The 21,405-nt window shown below is 64.7% G+C and carries 17 protein-coding genes; 6 read left to right on the top strand and 11 right to left on the bottom strand.

Going from position 1 to position 21,405, the window contains the following annotated elements:
* Positions 1-5: 5 nt before the first annotated feature.
* The 5 genes from QMX78_RS07685 to QMX78_RS07665 form a co-directional block, all read right to left on the bottom strand.
* The gene (locus QMX78_RS07685; protein WP_282268143.1) at positions 6-596 is read right to left on the bottom strand and encodes a cytochrome c oxidase assembly protein; all 591 of its coding nucleotides are present in this window, start codon (positions 594-596) and stop codon (positions 6-8) included.
* Positions 593-730, bottom strand: a complete 138-nt coding sequence (locus QMX78_RS07680; protein WP_282268142.1) for a hypothetical protein — start codon at positions 728-730, stop codon at positions 593-595. The genes QMX78_RS07685 and QMX78_RS07680 overlap by 4 nt, the downstream gene beginning before the upstream one ends.
* Before the next feature lie 11 nt (positions 731-741).
* Positions 742-2,352 (bottom strand): cytochrome c oxidase subunit I, encoded by a 1,611-nt coding sequence (gene ctaD / locus QMX78_RS07675; RefSeq protein WP_282268140.1) that lies wholly within the window; start codon positions 2,350-2,352, stop codon positions 742-744.
* 62 nt (positions 2,353-2,414) lie between these two features.
* Positions 2,415-3,356: a cytochrome c oxidase subunit II gene (coxB, locus tag QMX78_RS07670; RefSeq protein WP_282268138.1), complete on the bottom strand. Its 942-nt coding sequence runs from the start codon at positions 3,354-3,356 to the stop codon at positions 2,415-2,417.
* Positions 3,357-3,373: 17 nt separating this feature from the next.
* Positions 3,374-3,847, bottom strand: coding sequence for a DUF2244 domain-containing protein (locus QMX78_RS07665; protein ID WP_282268136.1), 474 nt, complete (start codon positions 3,845-3,847; stop codon positions 3,374-3,376).
* A 292-nt stretch (positions 3,848-4,139) separates the two neighbouring features.
* On the opposite strand from QMX78_RS07665, the gene putA reads away from it, so the two are divergent.
* On the top strand, positions 4,140-7,358 hold the full coding sequence (gene putA, locus QMX78_RS07660; RefSeq protein WP_282268134.1) for a bifunctional proline dehydrogenase/L-glutamate gamma-semialdehyde dehydrogenase PutA: 3,219 nt from the start codon (positions 4,140-4,142) through the stop codon (positions 7,356-7,358).
* Between the two features lie 338 nt (positions 7,359-7,696).
* On the opposite strand, the gene QMX78_RS07655 is transcribed toward putA, so the two are convergent.
* Positions 7,697-9,037, bottom strand: coding sequence for an outer membrane protein transport protein (locus QMX78_RS07655; protein ID WP_282268132.1), 1,341 nt, complete (start codon positions 9,035-9,037; stop codon positions 7,697-7,699).
* A 200-nt stretch (positions 9,038-9,237) separates the two neighbouring features.
* On the opposite strand from QMX78_RS07655, the gene QMX78_RS07650 reads away from it, so the two are divergent.
* Positions 9,238-9,930, top strand: coding sequence for a rhomboid family intramembrane serine protease (locus QMX78_RS07650; protein ID WP_282268130.1), 693 nt, complete (start codon positions 9,238-9,240; stop codon positions 9,928-9,930).
* A gap of 143 nt (positions 9,931-10,073) precedes the next feature.
* On the opposite strand, the gene QMX78_RS07645 is transcribed toward QMX78_RS07650, so the two are convergent.
* Both QMX78_RS07645 and QMX78_RS07640 read right to left on the bottom strand, forming a co-directional pair.
* Positions 10,074-11,504, bottom strand: coding sequence for a S41 family peptidase (locus QMX78_RS07645; RefSeq protein ID WP_282268128.1), 1,431 nt, complete (start codon positions 11,502-11,504; stop codon positions 10,074-10,076).
* Positions 11,505-11,620: 116 nt separating this feature from the next.
* Positions 11,621-12,847 (bottom strand): peptidoglycan DD-metalloendopeptidase family protein, encoded by a 1,227-nt coding sequence (locus QMX78_RS07640; protein WP_282268126.1) that lies wholly within the window; start codon positions 12,845-12,847, stop codon positions 11,621-11,623.
* A gap of 166 nt (positions 12,848-13,013) precedes the next feature.
* On the opposite strand from QMX78_RS07640, the gene QMX78_RS07635 reads away from it, so the two are divergent.
* From QMX78_RS07635 to QMX78_RS07625, 3 genes are all read left to right on the top strand, one after another.
* Positions 13,014-13,667, top strand: coding sequence for a hypothetical protein (locus QMX78_RS07635; protein ID WP_282268124.1), 654 nt, complete (start codon positions 13,014-13,016; stop codon positions 13,665-13,667).
* A gap of 61 nt (positions 13,668-13,728) precedes the next feature.
* The gene (locus tag QMX78_RS07630; RefSeq protein ID WP_282268122.1) at positions 13,729-15,438 is read left to right on the top strand and encodes a M28 family metallopeptidase; all 1,710 of its coding nucleotides are present in this window, start codon (positions 13,729-13,731) and stop codon (positions 15,436-15,438) included.
* Between the two features lie 152 nt (positions 15,439-15,590).
* Positions 15,591-15,962: a VOC family protein gene (locus QMX78_RS07625; RefSeq protein ID WP_282268121.1), complete on the top strand. Its 372-nt coding sequence runs from the start codon at positions 15,591-15,593 to the stop codon at positions 15,960-15,962.
* Between the two features lie 115 nt (positions 15,963-16,077).
* On the opposite strand, the gene rarD is transcribed toward QMX78_RS07625, so the two are convergent.
* Together rarD and yedA are read right to left on the bottom strand one after the other, a co-directional pair.
* On the bottom strand, positions 16,078-16,989 hold the full coding sequence (gene rarD, locus QMX78_RS07620) for an EamA family transporter RarD (RefSeq protein ID WP_282268118.1): 912 nt from the start codon (positions 16,987-16,989) through the stop codon (positions 16,078-16,080).
* Positions 16,986-17,888 carry a drug/metabolite exporter YedA gene (gene yedA, locus QMX78_RS07615; RefSeq protein WP_282268116.1) on the bottom strand — a complete coding sequence of 301 codons (903 nt, stop codon included), beginning with the start codon at positions 17,886-17,888 and terminating at the stop codon, positions 16,986-16,988. Before yedA ends, rarD begins: the two co-directional genes overlap by 4 nt.
* Positions 17,889-18,087: 199 nt before the next feature.
* Between yedA and QMX78_RS07610 the strand changes: the two genes are divergently transcribed.
* Complete coding sequence (locus QMX78_RS07610; RefSeq protein WP_282268114.1) at positions 18,088-19,422, top strand: MFS transporter; 1,335 nt, start codon at positions 18,088-18,090, stop codon at positions 19,420-19,422.
* A 107-nt stretch (positions 19,423-19,529) separates the two neighbouring features.
* Here the strand turns inward: QMX78_RS07610 and QMX78_RS07605 are convergent, their stop codons facing one another.
* Positions 19,530-21,182 (bottom strand): M28 family metallopeptidase, encoded by a 1,653-nt coding sequence (locus QMX78_RS07605; protein WP_282268165.1) that lies wholly within the window; start codon positions 21,180-21,182, stop codon positions 19,530-19,532.
* Positions 21,183-21,405: the final 223 nt, after the last annotated feature.

The following is a 21,405-nucleotide window of genomic DNA, read 5'->3' as shown; positions in this document are numbered from 1 at the left end:
CGTGATCAGGGAGCTGCGTGTGCGGCCGCCGCGGCAGATGCCGGGGTCAGCCGTTCAGTCAGCGCATCATTCTTGTAGAAGGTGTAGGACAAGGTAATCGTGTTGACGTCGGCAGGCAGGTCCGGGTCAACGATGAACCGTACCGGCATGTCGCGCTTCTCACCGGCCTGCAGGGTCTGCGCGGTGAAGCAGAAACATTCGGTCTTGTTGAAGTAGCCCGAGGCACGGGCCGGTGCCACCGACGGCACCGCACTGCCAACCAGCGCGCGGTCACTGTCGTTGCGGGCGTAATACAGGGCTTCGTTCAACTCGCCCGGCACCACGTCCATCGTCAGCTTTTCCGGATGGAAGGCCCACGGCAGCTTGGAATTGACGCCGCCATCGAACTCCACCCGCACGGTGCGTTTGCCGCTGGCCGCCTGCGCATTGGTTTCATGCGTGGTCGCGCCACGCTCAAGGCGCACGCCGAATACTTTTTCGCAGGCGATGCGGTACAGCGGCACCAGCGAGAAGGTCAGCACGAACACCGCGAACGCCACGCCAATCAGCCGACCAAGGCCGGCATTGGGCTTGGGTGCGGGCGCCGGCGCGGTCAACTCGCCAGCACCCCGGACAGGATGAAGCCGACGTAGACCGCCACCGCGATCAGGCCGACCACCAGCGCGGTGCGCCGCGAACGGCGCCTGCGCAAAGCCAGCTCTTCAGCCTGGAAATGGTCGTTGCTGCTCATTGCCGGCCTCCTCAATGGGTCACGTCGTCATGCGCCAGATCGCCCGGCTTGATCACCGGCGGCACGGTAAAGGTATGCGCGGGCGCCGGCGACGGAATGGTCCACTCCAGGCCCTTGGCGCTTTCCCAGGCACGCGCTTCGGCACGCTTGCCGTTACGCAGCGAGGACAGCAGGATCGCCGCCATCATGAACGGCGTGGCGAACATGCCGAATGCGCCAATCGAGCTGATCAGGTTCCAGTCGGCGAACACCGGGTTGTAGTCCGGGATACGTCGCGGCATGCCGGCCAGGCCGAGGAAGTGCTGCGGGAAGAACAGCAGGTTGACGAACACCATCGTCCACCAGAAATGGAACTTGCCCCAGAACTCGTTGTACATGCGACCGGTCCACTTCGGCCACCAGTAGTAAACCGCGGCAATCAGCGCCAATACCGCGCCGGTCACCAGCACGTAGTGGAAGTGCGCCACCACGAAATAGGTGTCGTGGTACTGGTAGTCGGCCGGCACGATGGCCAGCATCAGGCCGGAGAAACCACCGATGGTGAAGAGGATGACGAAGGCGATGGAGAACAGCATCGGCGTCTCGAACGTCAGCGAGCCCTCCCACATCGTGCTGACCCAGTTGAATACCTTCACACCGGTCGGGATGGAGATCAGCATCGTGGCGAACATGAAGTAGATCTCGCCACCCAACGGCATGCCCACCGTGAACATGTGGTGGGCCCACACGATGAACGACAGGAAGGCGATGGCGGCGGTTGCATAGACCATCGCCTGGTAACCGAACAGCGGCTTGCGGCTGAAGGTCGGCAGGATCTCGCTGACCACGCCGAATGCCGGCAGGATCATGATGTAGACCTCGGGGTGACCGAAGAACCAGAAGATGTGCTGGAACATCACCGGGTCACCGCCACCGGCGGCATTGAAGAAGCTGGTGCCGAAGAACTTGTCGGTCAGCAGCATGGTCACCGCGCCAGCCAGCACCGGCATCACCGCGATCAGCAGGAAGGCCGTGATCAGCCAGGTCCAGCAGAAGATCGGCATCTTCAGCAGGTCGATACCCGGTGCACGCATGTTGAGCACGGTGGCGATGATGTTGATCGCGCCCATGATCGAGCTGACACCGGCCACGTGGATGGCGAATACGCTGAAGGCGACGTTGTAGCCACCCTGCAGCGACAGCGGCGGATACAGCGTCCAGCCACCGGCCGGTGCACCACCGGGCAGGAACAGGGTCACCAGCAACATGCCGAAGGCCACCGGCAGCAACCAGAATGACCAGTTGTTCATGCGCGGCAGCGCCATGTCGGGCGCGCCGATCTGCAGCGGGATCATCCAGTTGGCGAGGCCGACGAAGGCCGGCATCACCCCACCGAAGATCATCACCAGTGCATGCACGGTGGTCATCTGGTTGAAGAACTCGGGCTTGACGAACTGCAGGCCGGGTTGCGCCAGCTCCAAGCGGATCACCACACTCATCGCCGCACCGATGATGAACATCGTGAAGCTGAAAAGCAGGTAGAGCGTGCCGATGTCCTTGTGATTGGTCGAGAAGAACCAGCGCTCGAAGAAGCCCTGTTGGTGGCCGTGGTGATCGGAGTGGTCCACTGCGGTATTCGCCATTGCAACTACACCTCGTTATGCGTTTTCAGGCATCGCGCCGGCTGCACCGGCACGCAGTGGTATCAGGCCGCGGCCGCCGCAGGTGCGGCGGGGGTTGCTTCCGGTTGCGTTGCTTCTGGCGCAGCCGCAGGTACCGGTTCGGCAGCAGGTGCGGGCTCAGTTTCGGCAGGTGCTGCAGGCGCGGGCTTGCGCGAGGCCAGCCAGGACTTGAACTCGTCCTTGGACACGGCCTTGACCACGATCGGCATGAAGCCGTGGTCCTTGCCGCACAGCTCCGCGCACTGGCCGCGGTACACGCCTTCGGTTTCGATGTTGGTCCAGCGTTCGTTGATGAAGCCCGGCACGGCGTCCTGCTTCCAGCCCAGCGCCGGCACCCACCACGCATGGATCACGTCGTCGGAGGTGATGACGAAACGCACCTTGGTATCCACCGGCAGCACCAGCGGGTTGTCCACGTCGAGAAGGTAGTGCGGATCGCTGGCCATGGTCGGCACGCTGCCGCTCTGCCGCACTTCGTCGGACTTGCGGTCCAGGCGGCTGGTGAATACCACGTCCTCACCGAGGTATTCGTACTTCCACATCCACTGATAGCCGGTGATCTTCACCGTCATCTCGGAATCGCGGGTGTCGTACATGGCGATCAGCTTGGCCGTGGCCGGCCAGGCCATCACCACCAGGATGATGATGGGGATGACGGTCCAGATGATTTCCGCCTTGGTGTTGTGGCTGAACTGCTTGGCCACCGCGCCCTTGGACCTGCGGAACTTGAACATGGCGTAGGCCATCGCGCCGAACACCAGCACGCCGATGACGGTACATACCCACAACGCCACCATATGTGCGTCCCACGCCATACGCGAGGTATGGGTGACGCCCTTGCCCATATTGAGCTGCCATTCCTTGGGATCGGCCGATTGCGCCCATGCTGCCTGCGCCGACAGCATCATCGCTGCCGCTGCCAAACCGTGTTTCAACTTCGCGCCCCACACGCTGCTTTGCTTCATTGCCTAGACCCTTGACGTCATCGGTTGCTGCCATTGCTGGCCGCGAGCAAGCCTTCAAGTGTCACCGCAAGTTCCCGACGTTCCACGGGTGCGAGGAAACTCCCCACTTCCACCCACTTGCCGCTGGAAACCAGCAGGACCCGTTCCTTCCCGGTCACCACCCGCACCCAGTACGGGTGTGCGTGGAATACCGGCGAAACTCCGGCCGCGGGAATCACTTCCACGCAGTCCGGTCCTACCCGGATCTCTTCCCGGCGATTGCTGCTGCGCCAACATGCGCGAAGTGCAGCCGCCACCAGAAAGCCATGCAACAACGCGAAGACAGGGGCCAGGCGGTTGCCGGACAGCCAAGCCAGGCCGGCCGCGAACACCATCAATCCTGCCAACGCTGCAAACAACTGGACGAACTGCCGAGCACTGAGTGCCCGTGGGGGGTGCAGTAGCAGCTGCGTCCCTGAGCCATCGGAATCTTGCCGAAGCACCTGGATCATCACAGCCGCGCCCATTCCGCGGAAATCGAGTTCGATGGTAGCCCTGCCCGCACACACCCGGCAAGCTTCCATTCATCATCGTCATCAATGCTGCAGTGCACATCAAAACTGTGCCCATATCGTCCAAGCACGTCGATTTAGATGCCGGAATCGGCACAATCCAAATCACCTCGCTGAATATTGCAAAAGCGCCCACAGGCCAGTGCTTTCACCCTGCAAACAGAGGCCCGCAGGGGACTAGGAAATCCGCCGCCGAAGATTAAAATGGCCGAATCCAACTGTGGCCGAGCGCATGAACGCAACACCTTCTCCTGATGTCGCCTCCCCTACGTCACCGGCCCCGCCGCTGCTGACGCCCGAGCTGCCGCCGGCGCCATCCGCGCTGCGCCAGGCCATCACCGATGCATGGCTCAAGGACGAAGCCAGCCACGTCCGCGAACTGCTGGAACAGGCGCGCCTGCCGGCCGCCGAACAGGCACAGGTACAGGCCACCGCCGCTGACCTGGTGCGCCGCGTGCGCGCCCGTTCCAAGAACCAGGGCGCGATCGAAGCCTTCATGCGCCAGTACGACCTCGGTAGCGAGGAAGGCGTGCTGCTGATGTGCGTGGCCGAAGCCCTGCTGCGCATTCCGGACCAGGAAACCGCCGACAAGCTGATCCGCGACAAGCTGGGCGAGGCCGACTGGAAGCGCCACATGGGCCAGTCCGATTCGGTGCTGGTCAATGCCTCGACCTGGGGCCTGATGCTCACCGGTCACCTGGTTGACCTGGCCGATGCCACCAAGCGCGACGTGCATGGCGCGTTCAAGCGTCTGATCGGCCGCGTTGGCGAGCCGGTGATCCGCCTGGCCGTGCGTCAGGCAATGAAGATCATGGGCCACCAGTTCGTCATGGGCCGCACCATCGACGAAGCGCTGTCGCGTTCGCACAAGGGCGACAACAGCAACTACCGCTACTCCTTCGACATGCTCGGCGAAGGCGCGCTGACCATGAAGGACGCGCTGCGCTACCTGGAAGACTACCGTCGCGCCATCCACGCGATCGGCGGCGACAACATCGCCCGTGGCGGCAAGGCCGATGGCGACGTGACCAAGTCGCACGGCATCTCGATCAAGCTGTCGGCGCTGTACCCGCGCTACGAACATGCCAAGCGCGAGCGCGTGCTCAAGGACCTGGTACCGGGCGTGCTGGAACTGGCGCAGCTGGCCAAGTCCTATGGCATCGGCTGCACCGTCGACGCCGAGGAAAGCGACCGTCTGGAACTGTCGCTGGACATCATCGAGCGCGTGGTCAGCGATCCGTCGCTGAAGGGCTGGGCGGGCTTCGGCATCGTCGTGCAGTCCTACCAGAAGCGCACGCCGTACACGATCGATTACCTCGCCGACCTGGCCCGCCGCATCGGCCACAAGCTGCAGGTGCGCCTGGTCAAGGGCGCGTACTGGGATGCGGAAATCAAGCGCGCGCAGATCGAAGGCCTGCCCGGCTACCCGGTGTTCACCCGCAAGCAGAACACCGACGTGTCCTACATCGCCTGCGCCAAGCGCCTGTTCGGCCATGCCGATGCGATCTACCCGATGTTCGCGACCCACAACGCGGCCACCATCGCCACGATCAAGCAGATCGCCAAGGGCGGTGTGTACGAGCACCAGAAGCTGCACGGCATGGGCGATGACCTGTACGCCGAGGTGATCCCGGCTGACCGTCTGAACGTGCCCTGCCGCGTATACGCACCGGTCGGCTCGCACGAAGACCTGCTGCCCTACCTGGTGCGTCGCCTGCTGGAAAACGGCGCCAACTCCAGCTTCGTCAACCGCATCACCGATGAAGACGTGTCCATCGACGACCTGATCCGCGATCCGGTCGAAGCCGTGTCTTCGTTCGCTTCCATCCCGCACCCCAAGATCCCGCTGCCGGTTGATTTGCTGCGCAGCCAGAACCACGACAGGACCAACTCCATGGGCATCAACCTCGCCAATGACAACGAACTGCGCGCCCTGGCCGAGCAGCTCAACGCCGCCATCAAGCCCTGGCAGGCGACCCCGCTGGTGCAGGGCGTGGCCGCGGGCACGCCGTCGCAGCCGGTGGTCAACCCGGCCGACAACCGCCAGGTCGTCGGTCACTGGCAGGCTGCCGATGCCGCCACCGTGCAGAGGGCGCTGGCCAATGCCGTCGCCGCACAGCCGGCCTGGAACCGCACCCCGGCCGCCAGCCGCGCCGCCATCCTCGAGCACGCCGCCGATCAGCTTGAATCGCGCATCGCCGAGTTCATGGCGCTGTGCGTGAAGGAAGCAGGCAAGAGCCTGCCCGACGGCGTCGCCGAAGTGCGCGAAGCGGTCGACTTCCTGCGTTACTACGCCAAGCAGGCACGCGAGCAGTTCGGCACCGCCGAGAAGCTGCCCAGCCCGACCGGCGAAAGCAACGAGCTGCAGCTGCACGGCCGTGGCGTCTTCGTCTGCATCAGCCCGTGGAACTTCCCGCTGGCCATCTTCCTCGGCCAGGTGGCCGCTGCCCTGGCCGCTGGCAACAGCGTCATCGCCAAGCCGGCCGAACAGACCAATCTGATCGGCTACTACGCAGTGAAGCTGCTGCTCGACGCAGGCGTGCCGGAAGGCGTGCTGCAGTTCCTGCCGGGCGACGGTGCCACCGTCGGTGCCGCGCTGACCGCCGACCCGCGCGTGGCTGGCGTGGCCTTCACCGGCTCCACCGAGACCGCCCGCGCCATCAACCGCGCGATGGCCGCACGCGATGCCGCCATCGGCGTGCTGATCGCCGAGACCGGTGGCCAGAACGCCTTCATCGCCGACTCCTCGGCGCTGCCGGAACAGCTGGTCAAGGACGCGATCGGTTCGGCCTTCACCTCCGCCGGCCAGCGTTGCTCGGCAGCGCGCGTGCTGTTCGTGCAGGACGACATCGCCGACAAGGTGATGGGCATGCTGTCCGGCGCGATGGCCGAACTGAAGGTTGCCGACCCGGGCGAACTGTCCACCGACGTCGGTCCGGTCATCGACGCCGACGCACTGCAGATCCTCAAGGATCACGCCGTGCGCATGGACGCCGAGGCACGCCTGATCGCCGCCGCACCGCTGTCCGATGCGGCCGCGCACGGCACCTTCTTCGCCCCGCGTGCGTACGAGCTGAAGGACCTGAACCAGCTGCACAAGGAAATCTTCGGGCCGGTCCTGCACGTGATCCGCTGGAAGGCCGATCAGCTGGATGCGGTGATCGACCAGATCAACGCCACCGGCTACGGCCTGACCCTGGGCGTGCATTCGCGCATCGACGAAACCGTTGATCGCATTGCAGCGCGCGTCAACGTCGGCAACGTCTACGTCAACCGCAACCAGATCGGCGCCGTGGTCGGCGTGCAGCCGTTCGGTGGCCAGGGCCTGTCCGGCACCGGCCCCAAGGCCGGCGGCCCGCACTACCTGCTGCGCTTCGCCACCGAGAAGACGGTGACGGTGAACACCACCGCCGCCGGCGGCAACGCCTCGCTGCTGACGCTGGGCGATTGATTCCAATCGTTCCGTGATTGAGAAAAACCCCGCGCAAGCGGGGTTTTTCTTTGTCCTGCGAAAAGCCTACCCCTCCCCAGCCCTCCCCTTCGCTGCGCGAAAGGGAGGGAGCGGTAGTGCCGAGCCATGCTCGGCAGAGGCTTTCCCGGCAATGCACCAACACCGCAGGAACTGTGGGAGCGGCGTAAGCCGCGAAGCAGATGCTCGGCCAGATTGCAGATATGCCGGTAGTTTCGATGACGCCAGCTTCGCGGCTTACACCGCTCCCACAAGGCAAGCACACAAACAAAAAGCCCCGCTTGCGCGGGGCTTTCTGCATGCATCAATTACAGGTTCAATTAGAACTTGTAGTTGACCGAGGCAGCCAGAACATCGCCGCGGACCTTGTACTTGCCGGTCAGCGAGTTGCCCTGGTTGTTGGTGGTGCCAGCGATATTCACGTCCGGATCGCTGGTGAACAGGTGGGTGTAGCCGAAGTTGTACTCGATGTTTTCCGACGGGGTCCAACCCACGCCCAGCGACAGCCACTTACGGCTGGTATCCGGCACGCGCACGTCGCGATGCGCGTTCGTGGTCGGAGTCTGGTCCAGTGCGATACCACCGCGCAGGGTGACGGTATCGCTCAACTTGAAGTCGGTACCCAGCGAAACGAAGGTCGTGTCGCGGTAACCGAATTCCAGCACCGAGTCCGGCTGCGCCGAGGCGTAGTCGATGGTGACCTGGTCAAACGCGGTCGACCAGGCGGTGCGGGTGACATCACCCATCACGGTCCAGCGGTCGTTGACGTTGTGGGTAACGCTCAAGGTGGCCGAAGCCGGCAGGGTCAGCGTGGCCTTGCCCGAGGTGCTGGTGAAGCGGCCCGGCTGGGCTACTGCCAGTACCGCAGCGGCTTCTGGCGGTACGTCGAACGTAGCCTTGCCGCCGGTGACCTTGTGCTCGACCTTGGAGCGATAGCTGATACCGATATGGGTGTTCTCATCGGGGCTGAACAAGCCACCAACGGTCCAACCCACGGCATTGTTGTCGCCTTCCACGGTCAGCTTGCCGTCGGCATTGCCTGGTGCGAAGCCCGGCACGCGCGACTGAGCCAGCGCGGTGCCGAAGTCGATGTTGTTGCTCAGCTCGATGGTCAGGTGCTCAACGAACACCGAAGCGCCGAAGGACACGTACGGATTGACGTCATAGGACGCTGCAAAACCCAGATCGATAGCCTTCAGATCGGTCTTCAAGCCGCTGTAACGGCCGACCCAGCCCTTGTCGTATTCGGTCTTGAAGCCGAACGGCGCGGTCAGCGACACACCGAAGTGAGCCTGCTCACCGATCGGCATATGGAAATAGGCCGCCGGAACCGGCGCGATCATGCCGGCATCACTGCCGTCACCGCCAGTCTGCGGGGTACCTACCGGGGTGCGGCCGCTGCCCTTGAACTCAGCCGAGAAGCTGATGGCACTCAGGTCACCCTGGATCTGCATGCCGTCCAGCTGGCGCATGCCGGCCGGGTTGACGGCGATGATGGATGCATCTCCCTTGGCGCTGCCGGAACCGGCAAAAGCGCGGCCGAGGCCCTTGGCGCTGTTTTCCTTCAGCTGGAAGGCAGCAGCATCGGCGTGGCTGAAAGCCAGGGCGCCGGCAATACCGACAGCAAGGGCAGTTACGCGAGCAATAGCAGAAGCGGTCATGGTGGAAGCTCTCTCCGTAAACGGTAATGGTCGTTTTGCGCCTGCACTCCCAAGCAGCAAGCTACTTGACAGTGCGCCGGAGTCCCCTCCCGACATACGACGCCGTATGCAGTATCACCCACGCTCGTTAACTAAACAATAACGACGTAAGACATATTCCCAGCCCGCACCGGGCAGTCCCGGGTTAGGCTTCCGCACTCATGTTCGTCTCCATTCCTTCCAGAAATAAGTCAGGCCTGCGCTGGGCGGTGCCCTTGCTGTGCCTGACCTTGCTGGCCGCCTTCCTCTGGTCCATCTCACGGCCGGATGAGGCGCGACGCTCGTTGTGGCTGGACTGGGGTGCGCTGGCCACCGGCCTGGGCAGCGGCCAGGAGTGGTGGGCGGCATTACGCGATGGCAGCGTATTAAGGTTGTTCACCGCGCTGTTCCTGCATGCCGATTGGTCACATCTGCTGGGCAACCTGGTGTTCCTGCTGATCTTCGGCCTGCCCGCCGAGCGGGTGCTGGGGCCGTGGCGCCTGCTGCTGCTGTTCCTGTTTGGCGGTGCCATCGCCAACCTCGCCGCGCTGTATGTGATCGGCTCACCGGAGCGCACCATCATCGGTGCAAGCGGCGCGGTGTCGGCGCTGATGGGCGCGTATCTGACCCTGTTCCCAAGCGCCAAGCTGGGCGTGGTGCTACCACTGGGTTTGTTCCTGGAATTCGTGCGTGCGCCGGCGTTCCTGCTGATCGGCGTGTGGGCAGCCCTGCAGGTGGTGTTCGCCTATATCGGCCCCAGCTTCGGCATGGTGGCCTGGTCGGCACATGTGGCCGGCTTTCTGTTTGGCGTGGCTTACGGGCTGTATGTGCGTGCGGCGATTGCCCGGCGCCTGCGCAAGCGCAAGGGCTTCTAGCCCTGCCTGTTCTTTTAGTGGGAGCGGCGTAAGCCGCGAAGCCCGCGATCCATCAGATCGCGGGTGGGCGGGTGTTGAGGTAGAGCCGAACCATGTCCGGCTGAGGCCTTACCGGTGAAGCCCATGCCGAGCATGGCTCGGCACTACAGAGGCTTGTCTTCCGTTGCTGGCTTTTCCTGGGCTTCCGGCTTCGTGGTCTCTGCCGGCTTCGCGGCCTCCGCCGGTGCAACAGGCTTCGCTTCTGCAGCTGGCTTCGCCTTTGCCGCCGCTGCAGCCTGCGCCGCTGCTACCGAGCCGGGGTGCTTGAGCTCCTGCAGGGCGGACTGGATCGGGGCATCGCCCGGCAACACCACGCCGGCCTTGCTACCCACCGCTTCGTCATCACCACGCAGATGGCCGGGCAGCTTGGCTTCGCTGTAGTCGCTCAGGCTGGCCGGCAGGTCGTTGACCGCGTCAGCCGGATCCGGCGTCAGTTCCACATCCGGCAGGATGCCGGTGGCCTGGATCGAGCGCCCGCTCGGGGTGTAGTAGCGCGCGGTGGTCAGCTTGACCGAGTCGCCGTTGTCCAGCGGCAGCACGGTCTGCACCGAGCCCTTGCCGAAGGTGCGGCTGCCGACCACGCGGGCACGACCGTTGTCACGCAGGGCGCCGGCCAACACTTCCGAAGCACTGGCCGAGCCAGCGTCGGCCAACACCACCATCGGCGCGCCCTTGAGCAGGTCGCCCGGGGTGGCGTCGAACCTGGCATCGCTGATCGAGATACGGCCGCGGGTACTGACGATGCCGCCCCTTTCCAGCAGATCATCCGCCACCTGCACGGCAGCAGTGAGCAGGCCACCCGGATTGCTGCGCAGGTCCAGCACCAGGCCCTTCAACTTGCCACCGGCCTGCGCCTGCAACTGGTTCAACTGCTTCTGGAAGTCGGCACCGGTATCGGCCTGGAAGGTGCTGATACGGATGTAGCCATAACCAGGCTCCAGCATCTTGCTGCGCACGCTGGTGACGCGGATGGTCTCGCGCATCACGGTGACATCGAAGGGCTTCTGTTCGCCGCGGGCGATGGTCAGCACCACGCTGCTGCCGGCCTTGCCGCGCAAAGGTTCGCTGGCATCGATGGCGTTGATCGGGGTGCCGTCGATGGCCACGATCAGGTCGCCTGCCTTCAGCCCGGCACGCGCGGCCGGGGTGTCGTCGATCGGCGACACCACCTTCAAGGTGTTGTCCTGCTGCAGTACTTCCACGCCGATGCCTTCGTAGGCACCATTGGTCTGCTCGTCGAAGGCCTCGGCATCTTCCTTGTCAAAGTAGGTACTGTGCGGATCCAGCTCCAGCAACAGGCCGCGCACGGCGGACTGCATCAGCTTCTTGTCATCCACCGGATCAACGTAGGCCGCACGCACGGCGTTGTAGACACCGACGAAGCGGCGGATCTCGTCCAGGGGTACGCGTGAGGTGACCGATTCCTTGGCATCGGGATCGTCCGCCTTGGACACCTTGTCCGGGGCGCTCTGGGCCAATGCAACAGCCGGTGACAGGGCCAACAGCAGGGCAGCAGCAAGACGGGCTACACGCATGAACCACTCCATGAGATTACGGATGCGCAATAACCGCGCTGGACCCGATTATGCGCGAAGCCCGGCTAAATTCTTGTTGAATCGACGCAGCCCGCTGCGCCAGCGCTCAGCGGGCGTTACTGCCGCTGCAGCCAGGTCGAGGGATCCACCGGCTGGCCGTTGCGACGCAGTTCAAAATACAGCGCGGTCACACCCTGGCCACCGGAGTTGCCAACCTTCGCCACCGCATCGCCACGCTTGATGCTGGCGCCGGCGTCCTTCAGCAAGGTGTCGTTGTGCGCGTACAGGCTCATGTAGCCGTTGCCGTGATCGACGATCAGGATCATCCCGTAACCGGTCATCCAGTCGGAGAACACCACCGTACCGTCAGCCACGGCGGTGACGGTGCTACCCACCGGCGCGCCGATCAGCACGCCGGCGCTGTTGCGGCCATCTGGCAGGCGACCGCCGTAACGGGCCAGCAGATTGCCCGACAGTGGCCAACCCAGACCGCCAACCCGTGGCGCCGGCGCATTGGCGACCACCCGCGGTGGCACCTTGCCCGCTGCAGCCCGGGCCGGGCTGCGGGTGGAGCCGCTGTTATTGGCAGCGGCTGCCCGCGCCTGTTCGGCAGCGCGACGGGCGGCCGCGCGGCGCTCGGCTTCGGCACGGGCAGCCGCGGCACGCAGGCTGGCCAGCACCTGCTCCAGCGCGCGCGCGTCTTTGCCCAAGGCCTTCTCGCGCTCGCTGCGATCCTGATAGCGGGTATCCAGTTCGCTCAACACGCTGGCGCGCTGGCGGCGGTCCTGGGCCAGCGCTGCGGCCTGCTGGCGTTGCTGTTCGCGGGCCTGCTCCAGTTCCTTGCTGCGCGCGACGATCTGCTGCTCGGTGCTGGTCAGCGCCTGCAGGTCGGTGGTCAGGCCGGTAATTGCCCTGGCGCGCTCGCGCTGCAGGTAGCGGTGGTAGGCCAGTTCGCGATTGGCGTCGGCCACGCTGTCCTGCGACAGCAGCAGCTTCAATGGCGCGTGGTTGCCCAGCTGGTAGGCGCCTCGCAGCAACGTTGCCAGTTGCTGGCGCTGCTGGGCCAAGCCGCTTTCCAGCGTGGCCCGGCGTTGCTGCAGGGCCGCCAATGACTGCTGTTCGCGCTGCACCGCCGCCTCGGCCTCGGCCACCGCGCGGCCGCTGCGGGCGACCTTCTGGTCGGCCTCGCGCAGGCGCTGGCTTGCTTCACCGCGCTGCCCTTCCAGCTGGCGTCGTTCCTGCGAAACACTCTTGATCTCACCACGCAGCTGCTGCAGCTTCTTCTCGGTATCGCGCGAGCTGTTCTGCGCCGATAATGGACCAGCCAACAGCGCGCCCAGCATCAACAGGCAAGCACCGCACGATGGCGACAGGGCCGCAGGTCGTCGGGAACGGGGCTGGTGACTGGGCTGGCGCAAAGAGGTTCCAGTGACTTCAGGCAGATGCGGATTGTACCCAAGCGTGGTGCCATGCCGCCCAGTCCATCGGCATTTCCACAGTGGAGATCTCATGAAACGTCTATTTCTACTTCTGCTGCTGAGCGCAAATGCCCCATTGGCGCTGGCCGCCGACGACATCAGCAAGGTCAATGGCAGCATCCAGACCCAGGCCGGCAACACCTATGGCGACCTGGAAACCGTCAATGGCAGCATCCAGCTGGCTTCCGGTGTGCAGGCCAACAGCGTCGAGACCGTCAATGGCAGCGTGCGCACGGAAGACAATGTGCAGGCGCACAGCATCGAAACCGTCAACGGCGGGATCCACGGCGGCCGCAACCTGGTGCTTACCCACGGCCTGGATACGGTGAACGGCGGCATCTATGTGGATCGCGGCAGCCGCATCGGCGGCAATATCGAAACCGTCAACGGCAGCATCGGCCTGGTCGCCGCGCAGCTCGGTGGCGACATCGAAACCGTCAACGGCGACATCACCGTTGGCATTGATTCAGTTGTCAAAGGCGGCATCAAGGTCAATCGTCCCTCGTTCGGCATCTCGCTGACCGCGCCGCGCAAGCCGCGGATCGTCATCGGCCCGAATGCCGTGGTCGAAGGCTCGCTGGTGTTCGAGCGTGAGGTCGTGCTGCTGGTGCACGACTCGGCGAAGATCGGTCCTGTGACCGGGGCCACGCCACAACGTTTCGATAGCGAAACCGCGCCACGCTGAACGCGCATTGCAGGCCAATCCTGCCTAGAATCCGGGTTCGATCTTGCAACCCGGAGTTCTCATGCATCGCAAACTGTTGTTGTGCCTGGCCGCGACCGCGGCCCTGGCCGCCTGCAAGCAGGAGGCCCCGGTACCGGCGTCTTCCGCGCCCGCCCCTGCACCGCCGCCGGCCCACACCTTTGCCGGTGGCATCAATGCCGCCGACTTCGGCGAACTGGTGAAGACGCTGGCCTCGGATGAATTCGAAGGCCGCGCCCCCGGCAGCAACGGCGAAGAACTGACGGTCAACTACATCCGCGACCAGATGCAGCGCATCGGCCTGCAGCCGGGCAACGGCGACAGCTGGTTCCAGGAAGTGCCGATGACCGAAACCACGGCAGATCCGAGCACCGTGCTGAAGATCCAGCAGGGCCAGGCCAGCCGTGACCTGGTGTTCGGCACCGACATGGTGATCGGCACCCGCAGCGGCCAGCCGGAAATCAAGATCGACAACAGCGATCTGGTCTTCGTTGGTTACGGCGTGGATGCACCCGAGCAGAACTGGAACGACTACACCGGCCAGGATTGGAAGGGCAAGACGGTGGTGATGTTCGTCAACGACCCGGGCTTCCACACCGACGACGCCAAGTTGTTCGATGGCAAGCGCATGACCTATTACGGGCGCTGGACCTACAAGTTCGAGGAAGCCGCACGCAAGGGCGCTGCCGCCGCGTTGATCGTGCACGACAGCGCCGGCGCTTCCTATGGCTGGGATGTGGTGAAGAACTCCTGGGGCGGTGCGCAATACGACCTGCCCGCAGCAGAAGACAGCCAGCCGCGCCTGCAGGCACAGGGCTGGCTCAGCGCCGAGGCCGCACGCAAGCTGTTCGCCGATGCCGGGCTGGACCTGGACAAGGCCTACAAGGACGCCAGCAAGCGCGGCTTCAAGCCGGCACCGCTCAACGCCAGCCTGTCGCTGGACCTGAAGAGCACCATCGCTCAGAAGAAATCGCGCAACGTGGTCGGCGTACTGCCGGGCAGCAAGCGTGCCGACGAAGCCGTGCTGTACATGGCGCACTGGGACCACCTGGGCAAGCATGAGGGCGAGGAAGGCGACAACATCTACAACGGTGCGGTCGACAACGCGACCGGCGTGGCCGGCATTCTTGAAGTGGCCGATGCGATGGCGCACCAGCAGACCCCGCCGGAACGCTCGGTGGTGTTCCTGGCGGTGACGCTGGAGGAATCGGGCCTGCTCGGTTCGCAGTACTACGTGAACCACCCGACCTTCCCGCTGGACAAGATTGCCGGCGTGATCAACATCGATGCGATGTCGGTCAATGGCCGCGCGCGTGACCTCACTGTCACCGGCTTCGGCAGCTCCGAGCTGGAAGACCTGCTCAAGCCGCTGGCCGCCAAGCAGGGCCGTACCCTGCATGCGGAAAGCTCGGTGCAGAGCGGCTTCTACTTCCGCTCCGATCACTTCAACTTCGCCAAGGCCGGCGTGCCGGCACTGTATGCCGATGGCGGCGAAGACCTGATCGACGGCGGCGTCGAGGCTGGCAAGCGTGCCGCCGAAGCCTATGGCAAGGACCGTTACCACGGCCCGAAGGACGAGTACGATCCGGCCACCTGGAAGCTCGACGGCGTCGTCGAGGACCTGGAACTGCTGTACGGCGTTGGCCAGCAGCTGGCCGGCGGCGATGCGTGGCCGAACTGGTACGAAGGCAACCCGTTCAAGGCCAACCGCGACGCGATGATGAAGAACAAGGACAGCAGCACGGCCAAGTAAGCTGCTGCTGATCGCAAAACAGAACGGCGCCTTTGGGCGCCGTTCTTGTTTGTGTTGGCACCTGTACGGCGCTACACGCCAATCAGCAGCAGACACGTTGATGCAGAGCCGCTAACGTCAGCACTTCCCCGCCAACCCGCAGGTCGCTTGAAATGCTGCACCACGTTTCCTTCCCGGTACGCGACCTCGCCCTGAGCGGCGCGTTCTACGATGCCGCACTGGGCGCGCTGGGCTTCCGACGTGTATTCGAGGACGACACCGCCATCGGCTATGGCCTCGTCGACGATGAAGATCTGTTCTGCCTGAAACTGCGCGATGACGCCAGCGCCGCAAGTGCTGGCTTTCATCTGGCCTTCGCCGCGCCGGATCGTCCTGCGGTTGATCGCTTCCATGCGAGCGCGCTGGCCATCGGCGGCAGCGACAACGGCGCGCCGGGCCTGCGCACGGACTATGGCGCGCATTACTACGCGGCGTTTCTGATCGACCCGGACGGGCACCGCATCGAAGCCGTCATCAACCGCTGAGTGGCGTAGCCCGGGTAAGCGCAGCGCACCCGGGAGCAGGAGATACGGCGGCCATTACCCTATGCGCCAACAGCCCCGGGTGCGCTGCGCTTACCCGAGCTACGAGGCGTGCTGCTTACGCCGTCGGCGAGGCCACACGCGCCATCCGTGCCTTGCGCACACCGGCCACCGCGAACACCACCAGCCCGGCCCAGATCAGGCAGAAGCCGACCAGCTGGTTGGCATTGAAGGCCTCGCGGAACACCAGCACACCGACCAGGAACTGCAGGGTCGGCGCGATGTACTGCAGCAGGCCGACCACCGTCAGGGGCACCCGCCGCACGCCGAAGGCGAAGGCAATCAGCGGGATCGCGCTGACCGCACCGGCCAGCACCAGCAGTACATCGTTGCCGACGCCCCAGCCGGAAATGAAACCGCCGCCATGACCGGCCTCGGCCCAGATCACATAAGCCAGCGCCGGTGCCACCATGAACAGGCTCTCCACACCCAGACCGCTCACCGCATCGACAACCACCAGCTTGCGCAGCAGGCCATACAGGCCAAAGGTGATGGACAGGCCAATCGCGATCCACGGCGGGCGCCCGCTCTGCCAGGTCAGCCAGGCCACGCCCAGCGCTGCCAGCGCCACCGCCAACCACTGCAGCTTGCCGAGCCGCTCACCCAGCACCATCACCCCGAGCAGCACGCTCAGCAGCGGGTTGATGAAGTAGCCAAGACTGGTCTCGACCACGTGGCCGGCGTTCACCGCCCAGATGTACAGGCTCCAGTTCAGCGCGATCAGCAGGCTGGACAGGCCCAGCAGCCAGAACCGCCGCGGCGTTGCCCATACCTCGGTCAACCAGCCCCAGCCGCGCAGGATGCCCAGGCCGCCAACCAGCAGCACCGCGCTCCAGACGATGCGGTGGGCAATGATCAGGAACGAGGGCACCTCCTTGAGCAGGTGCCAGTACAGCGGGAACAGGCCCCAGATGACGAAGGCCAGGGTGGTGGCCCAGAGGCCGTTGCGGGTTTCGCTGTTGCTGTTCATGCGCGACGCAGCCTTGCAAGGGTGATGACCACGACGCCGGCCAGGATCACCGCCATCGCGCCAAGATCGGAAACGCTGAAACGCTCATGCGCGATCCACGCGCCCAACGCCACGGCGATCACCGGATTGACGTAGGCATAGCTGCTGGCCAGCACCGGGCGCACGTTGTGCAACAGCCACACGTAGGCGGTGAAGGCGATGATCGAACCGAACACGGTCAGGTAGCTCACCGACAACAGGCCCTGCAGGTTGGGCAGCGCGCTGATGCGTTCGCCACGCAGCAGGCCGACGCTGATCAGCACCACGCCACCGCACAGCATCTGCCCGGCGGCAGTCATGAACGGCGATGGCAGGTCGCGGCCGCGCGACCAGATCGAGCCACCGGCCCAGCCCAGCGGCGCGATCAGCAACAGGATCAGCCCGGTAGGCGTCGCGGTCAGGCTGCTGCCGGCATTGAGCCAGACCACGCCGACGAAACCGATGGCGATGCCCAGCCACTCGCCAAGCGTGGCCTTCTCGCCACGGATGGCCGAGAACAGCGCCATCCACAACGGTACCGAGGCCACCGCCACCGCTGCCAGACCGGATGACACATCGCGCTCGGCCAGCACCACCATGCCATTGCCGAGGAACAGCAGGCACACCCCCATCACCGCCACGGTCTTCCACTGCGCGCGGGTCGGCGCGGCGACGCCACGCCAGCGCAGGAAGGCATAGAGCAGGCTGCCGGCGAGCAGGAAGCGCGTGCCGGAGATGACCGTCAGCGGCGGCAGCCCGCTTTCCAGCGCCAGATGAATGCCGAGATAGGTCGACCCCCACACCACGTAGACCAGGAACAAGGCCAAAACGACAAGGCCACCCCTGGGAGGAGCAGCCGGCGTGGATACGGGGGAGGACATGAGGCGGTGCCACCATTCGGGGGAAGGTGAATTCTAGGGCACAGCGGCGCCGAGATCAGTCTGAAAAACAGCATGCTGTATTCGTTTGGCAAGCTACCTACATCATCCATACACGCGCTGGGTTAGCGTGGAGGCAACCGCCACGCCACCACGGCGTGCATCGCCCGGCCCTTGGCCCTCAAGCGAGGACAGCTCCTGCATGAACACCTCCACCGCCAGCGCACCGGCAGCTTCCGACCGCGTCGCCCTGCGCCGCTCCATCTCCAATACCTTGAAAGGTTCGGCCGGCAATCTGGTCGAGTGGTATGACGTCTATGTGTACTCGGTGTTCGCGGTGTACTTCGAGTCGCAGTTCTTCTCGGCAGCCGACAAGAACTCCACCATCTACGTGTGGGCGATCTTCGCGGCCACCTTCCTGATGCGCCCGATCGGTGCCTGGTACTTCGGCCGCTTCGCCGACCGCTACGGCCGCCGCCGCGCACTGACGGTATCGGTGACAGTGATGGCAGCCTGCTCGTTCCTGATCGCGATCACCCCGACCGCCGCGCAGATCGGTGGCGCGGCGGCGCTGATCCTGTTGTTCGCGCGGCTGGCACAGGGTTTCGCCACCGGTGGCGAGTACGGCACCAGCGCCACCTACATGTCCGAAGCCGCGATTCCCGGCCGGCGCGGCTTCCTGTCCTCGTTCCACTACGTCACCCTGGTTGGCGGCCACGTACTGGCGCAACTGACCCTGCTCGGCATGTTGCTGCTGTGGGACAAGCCCGAGATTTCCGCCTGGGGCTGGCGCATCGCCTTCGGCATCGGCGGCATTGCCGCCATCGTGGTGTTCTGGTTGCGCCGGAGCATGGACGAATCACTGACCTCCGATTCCATCGAAGCCGCGAAGGATGGCCGCGCCAAGGCGTCCGGCTCGATGTACGAGCTGTTCGTGCATCAATGGCGACCGTTGCTGTTGTGCTTCCTGATCACCGCCGGTGGCACGGTGGCGTTCTACACCTACTCGGTGAACGGGCCGAAGATGATCCAGGGCGCGTTCGCCGGCAATGACGTGATGACCGGCACCGTGATCAACCTGGGCGTGCTGACCTTTTTGATGCTGCTGCAGCCGGTGGGCGGTTGGCTGTCGGACATCGTCGGCCGAAAGAGCCTGCTGGTGTTCTTCGGCGTCGGCGGCGTGCTCTACAGCTGGTACATGATCACCCAGCTGCCGCAGCAGCATGATCCGCTGATGGCCTTCCTTGTACTGGCAGTCGGCTTCGTCATCCTCACCGGCTACACCTCGATCAACGCGGTTGTGAAGGCCGAGCTGTTCCCCACGCATGTGCGTGCGCTGGGTGTTGGCTTTGGCTATGCGATGGCCAATTCACTTTTTGGCGGCACGGCACCGTTGCTGTATCAGGGCGCGCTGAAGACCGGGCATGTGGATACGTTTGCGATCTATGTCACCGCGGTGATTGCGGTATCGCTGGTGGTGTATGTGTTCTTCCTGAAGAACAAGGGGCCGAACTGGCTGGACGGTACGCGGCGGTAAGGCTGTGCAAGCAACGGAGCTGACGTGGCTTTGTGCTTGGATGAGAGAAAAAAACCGGCGGACTCAGTCCGCCGGTCTTCTCATCGCTCAGCGCCGGGCAACATCATTCAACGCCGAGCAGCATCACTCGCTTCACGTGCAGCCTCGAACTCCGCACCCTTCTGCCAGGTGGGCCACTTCCGGCTGTTGGCCAGCTCCAGACCCATGTCGTAGACCAACAAGGTGTCGGCAGCCAAGCCACGCGCATCCCACTGCGGCGACCACGCGTCGCAGGCCTGGTGGTAGCACTTGGCGAAATAGGCATCACGCAGCGCGCGGCCGGCGGCAACACCACCATCCAGCTTGTCCAGGCCGGCGCCGACGGTGATCGCCGGCACGCCCTTGCGGGCAAAGGCAAAGTGATCGGCGCGGTAGAAGAAGCCGGCCTCCAGGTTCGGATCCGGTGACCAGCGACGGCCACGCGCCTGGGCAATGCGCTGCACATCGTCTTCCAGCGAAACCCGGCCATTGCCCCAGGTCGCGATGTCGGCGGTTTCGCCGTCCGGGCTGAACATCTCGATGTTCAATACCGCTGCGGTGGTCTCCAGCGGTGCCAGCGGGTGCGCGGCGTAATAGCTGGCACCGAGCAGGCCCTTCTCTTCCGCCGTCAACGCGATGAAGTACAGCGAGCGCTGCGGGCGCGCGCCGGCAGCGAACACGCGGCCGAGCTCCAGCACCGAGGCCACGCCGGTGGCGTTGTCGATGGCACCGTGGCGCACGGTCTGGCCGCTTGCGTCCGGCTGACCGATACCGAAGGCATCCCAGTGCGCGGAGAAGATCACCGATTCCTGCGGATGGCTGCTGCCTTCCAGCTTGGCCACCACGTTACGGGTGACCACGCGCTCACGCTTGACCCAGAAGCTGGTGGTGAGACTGGCGTCGCCGAGCTCGACGGGACGGAAGTCAGCCTTCATCGCCTTGCGTTTCTCGGTCTCGAAATCGAGGCCAGCAGCGCTGAAGATGCGCTCAGCCAGGGCCCGCTGCATCCAGCCGCGTACCGGCGTATGCGCAGCCTGTGCCTCGTCGTTGCTGCGCTCGATATCGAACAGCGGCGAAGTACCGGACGCCTTCACGGTCGCCCACGGATAGGCGGCCGGAGCGGTCTCGTGCACGATCAGCACGCCCTCGGCACCGCGCCGTGCGGCTTCCTCGAACTTGTAGGTCCAGCGGCCGTAATAGGTGACCGCCTTGCCGTCGAACGCACCCGGCGCTTCGGTCTCGAAGTCGGCATCGTTGATCAGCACGACGGCGATCTTGCCGCTCAGGTCCAGACCCTTGTAATCGTCCCAATGCCGTTCCGGCGCGGAGATGCCATAGCCGATGAACACCAGCGGCGTGTCCTGCTGGTCGACCACGCCGAACGGGCTCAGGCTCTGCAATGTAATGTCCTCACCGTTGACCAGCGGCTGCGACTTGCCGTTCAAGCTCAGGCTGGCCTGCACCTGGCCGTCCACCGTTGCACGGACCAGCGGTACCTCCTGCACCCAGCTGCCGTCCTTGCCACCCGGCTGCAGGCCGGCCTTGCGGAACTCATCGACCAGATAGTCCACGGTACGCTGCTCACCGGCCGAGGCCGGGGCACGGCCTTCGAACTCGTCCGAGGCGAGGATGCGTACATGCCGCGACAGCGCTTCCGGATCGATGCCACCGCCGGGCAGGTCATTGGCCGCCGAGGCGATGCCGCCGACAAACAGGCAGGAAGACAGCAGCAGGATGCGCATCGGGTTCACGGCAACTACCAACGACAGAATGAATGGCAGATTCTAACCGCCAACGGCCTTGTAGGAGCGGCGTAGGCCGCGAAGCTGATGAAGCAACAGCCACGGCAACAGCACAAAAGCACCCCTCCCCAACCCTCCCCTGCGCTACGCGCAAGGGAGGGAGCGGTAGTGCCGAGCCATGCTCGGCAGGGGCTTTACCGGTAGAGCCTCTGCCGAGCATGGC

This window comes from Stenotrophomonas sp. PS02298, from assembly GCF_029959445.1.
GTDB lineage: Bacteria > Pseudomonadota > Gammaproteobacteria > Xanthomonadales > Xanthomonadaceae > Stenotrophomonas.
The sequence above is the reverse complement of the archived record's forward strand: the minus strand, read 5'-3'. Positions and strand labels throughout refer to the sequence as shown.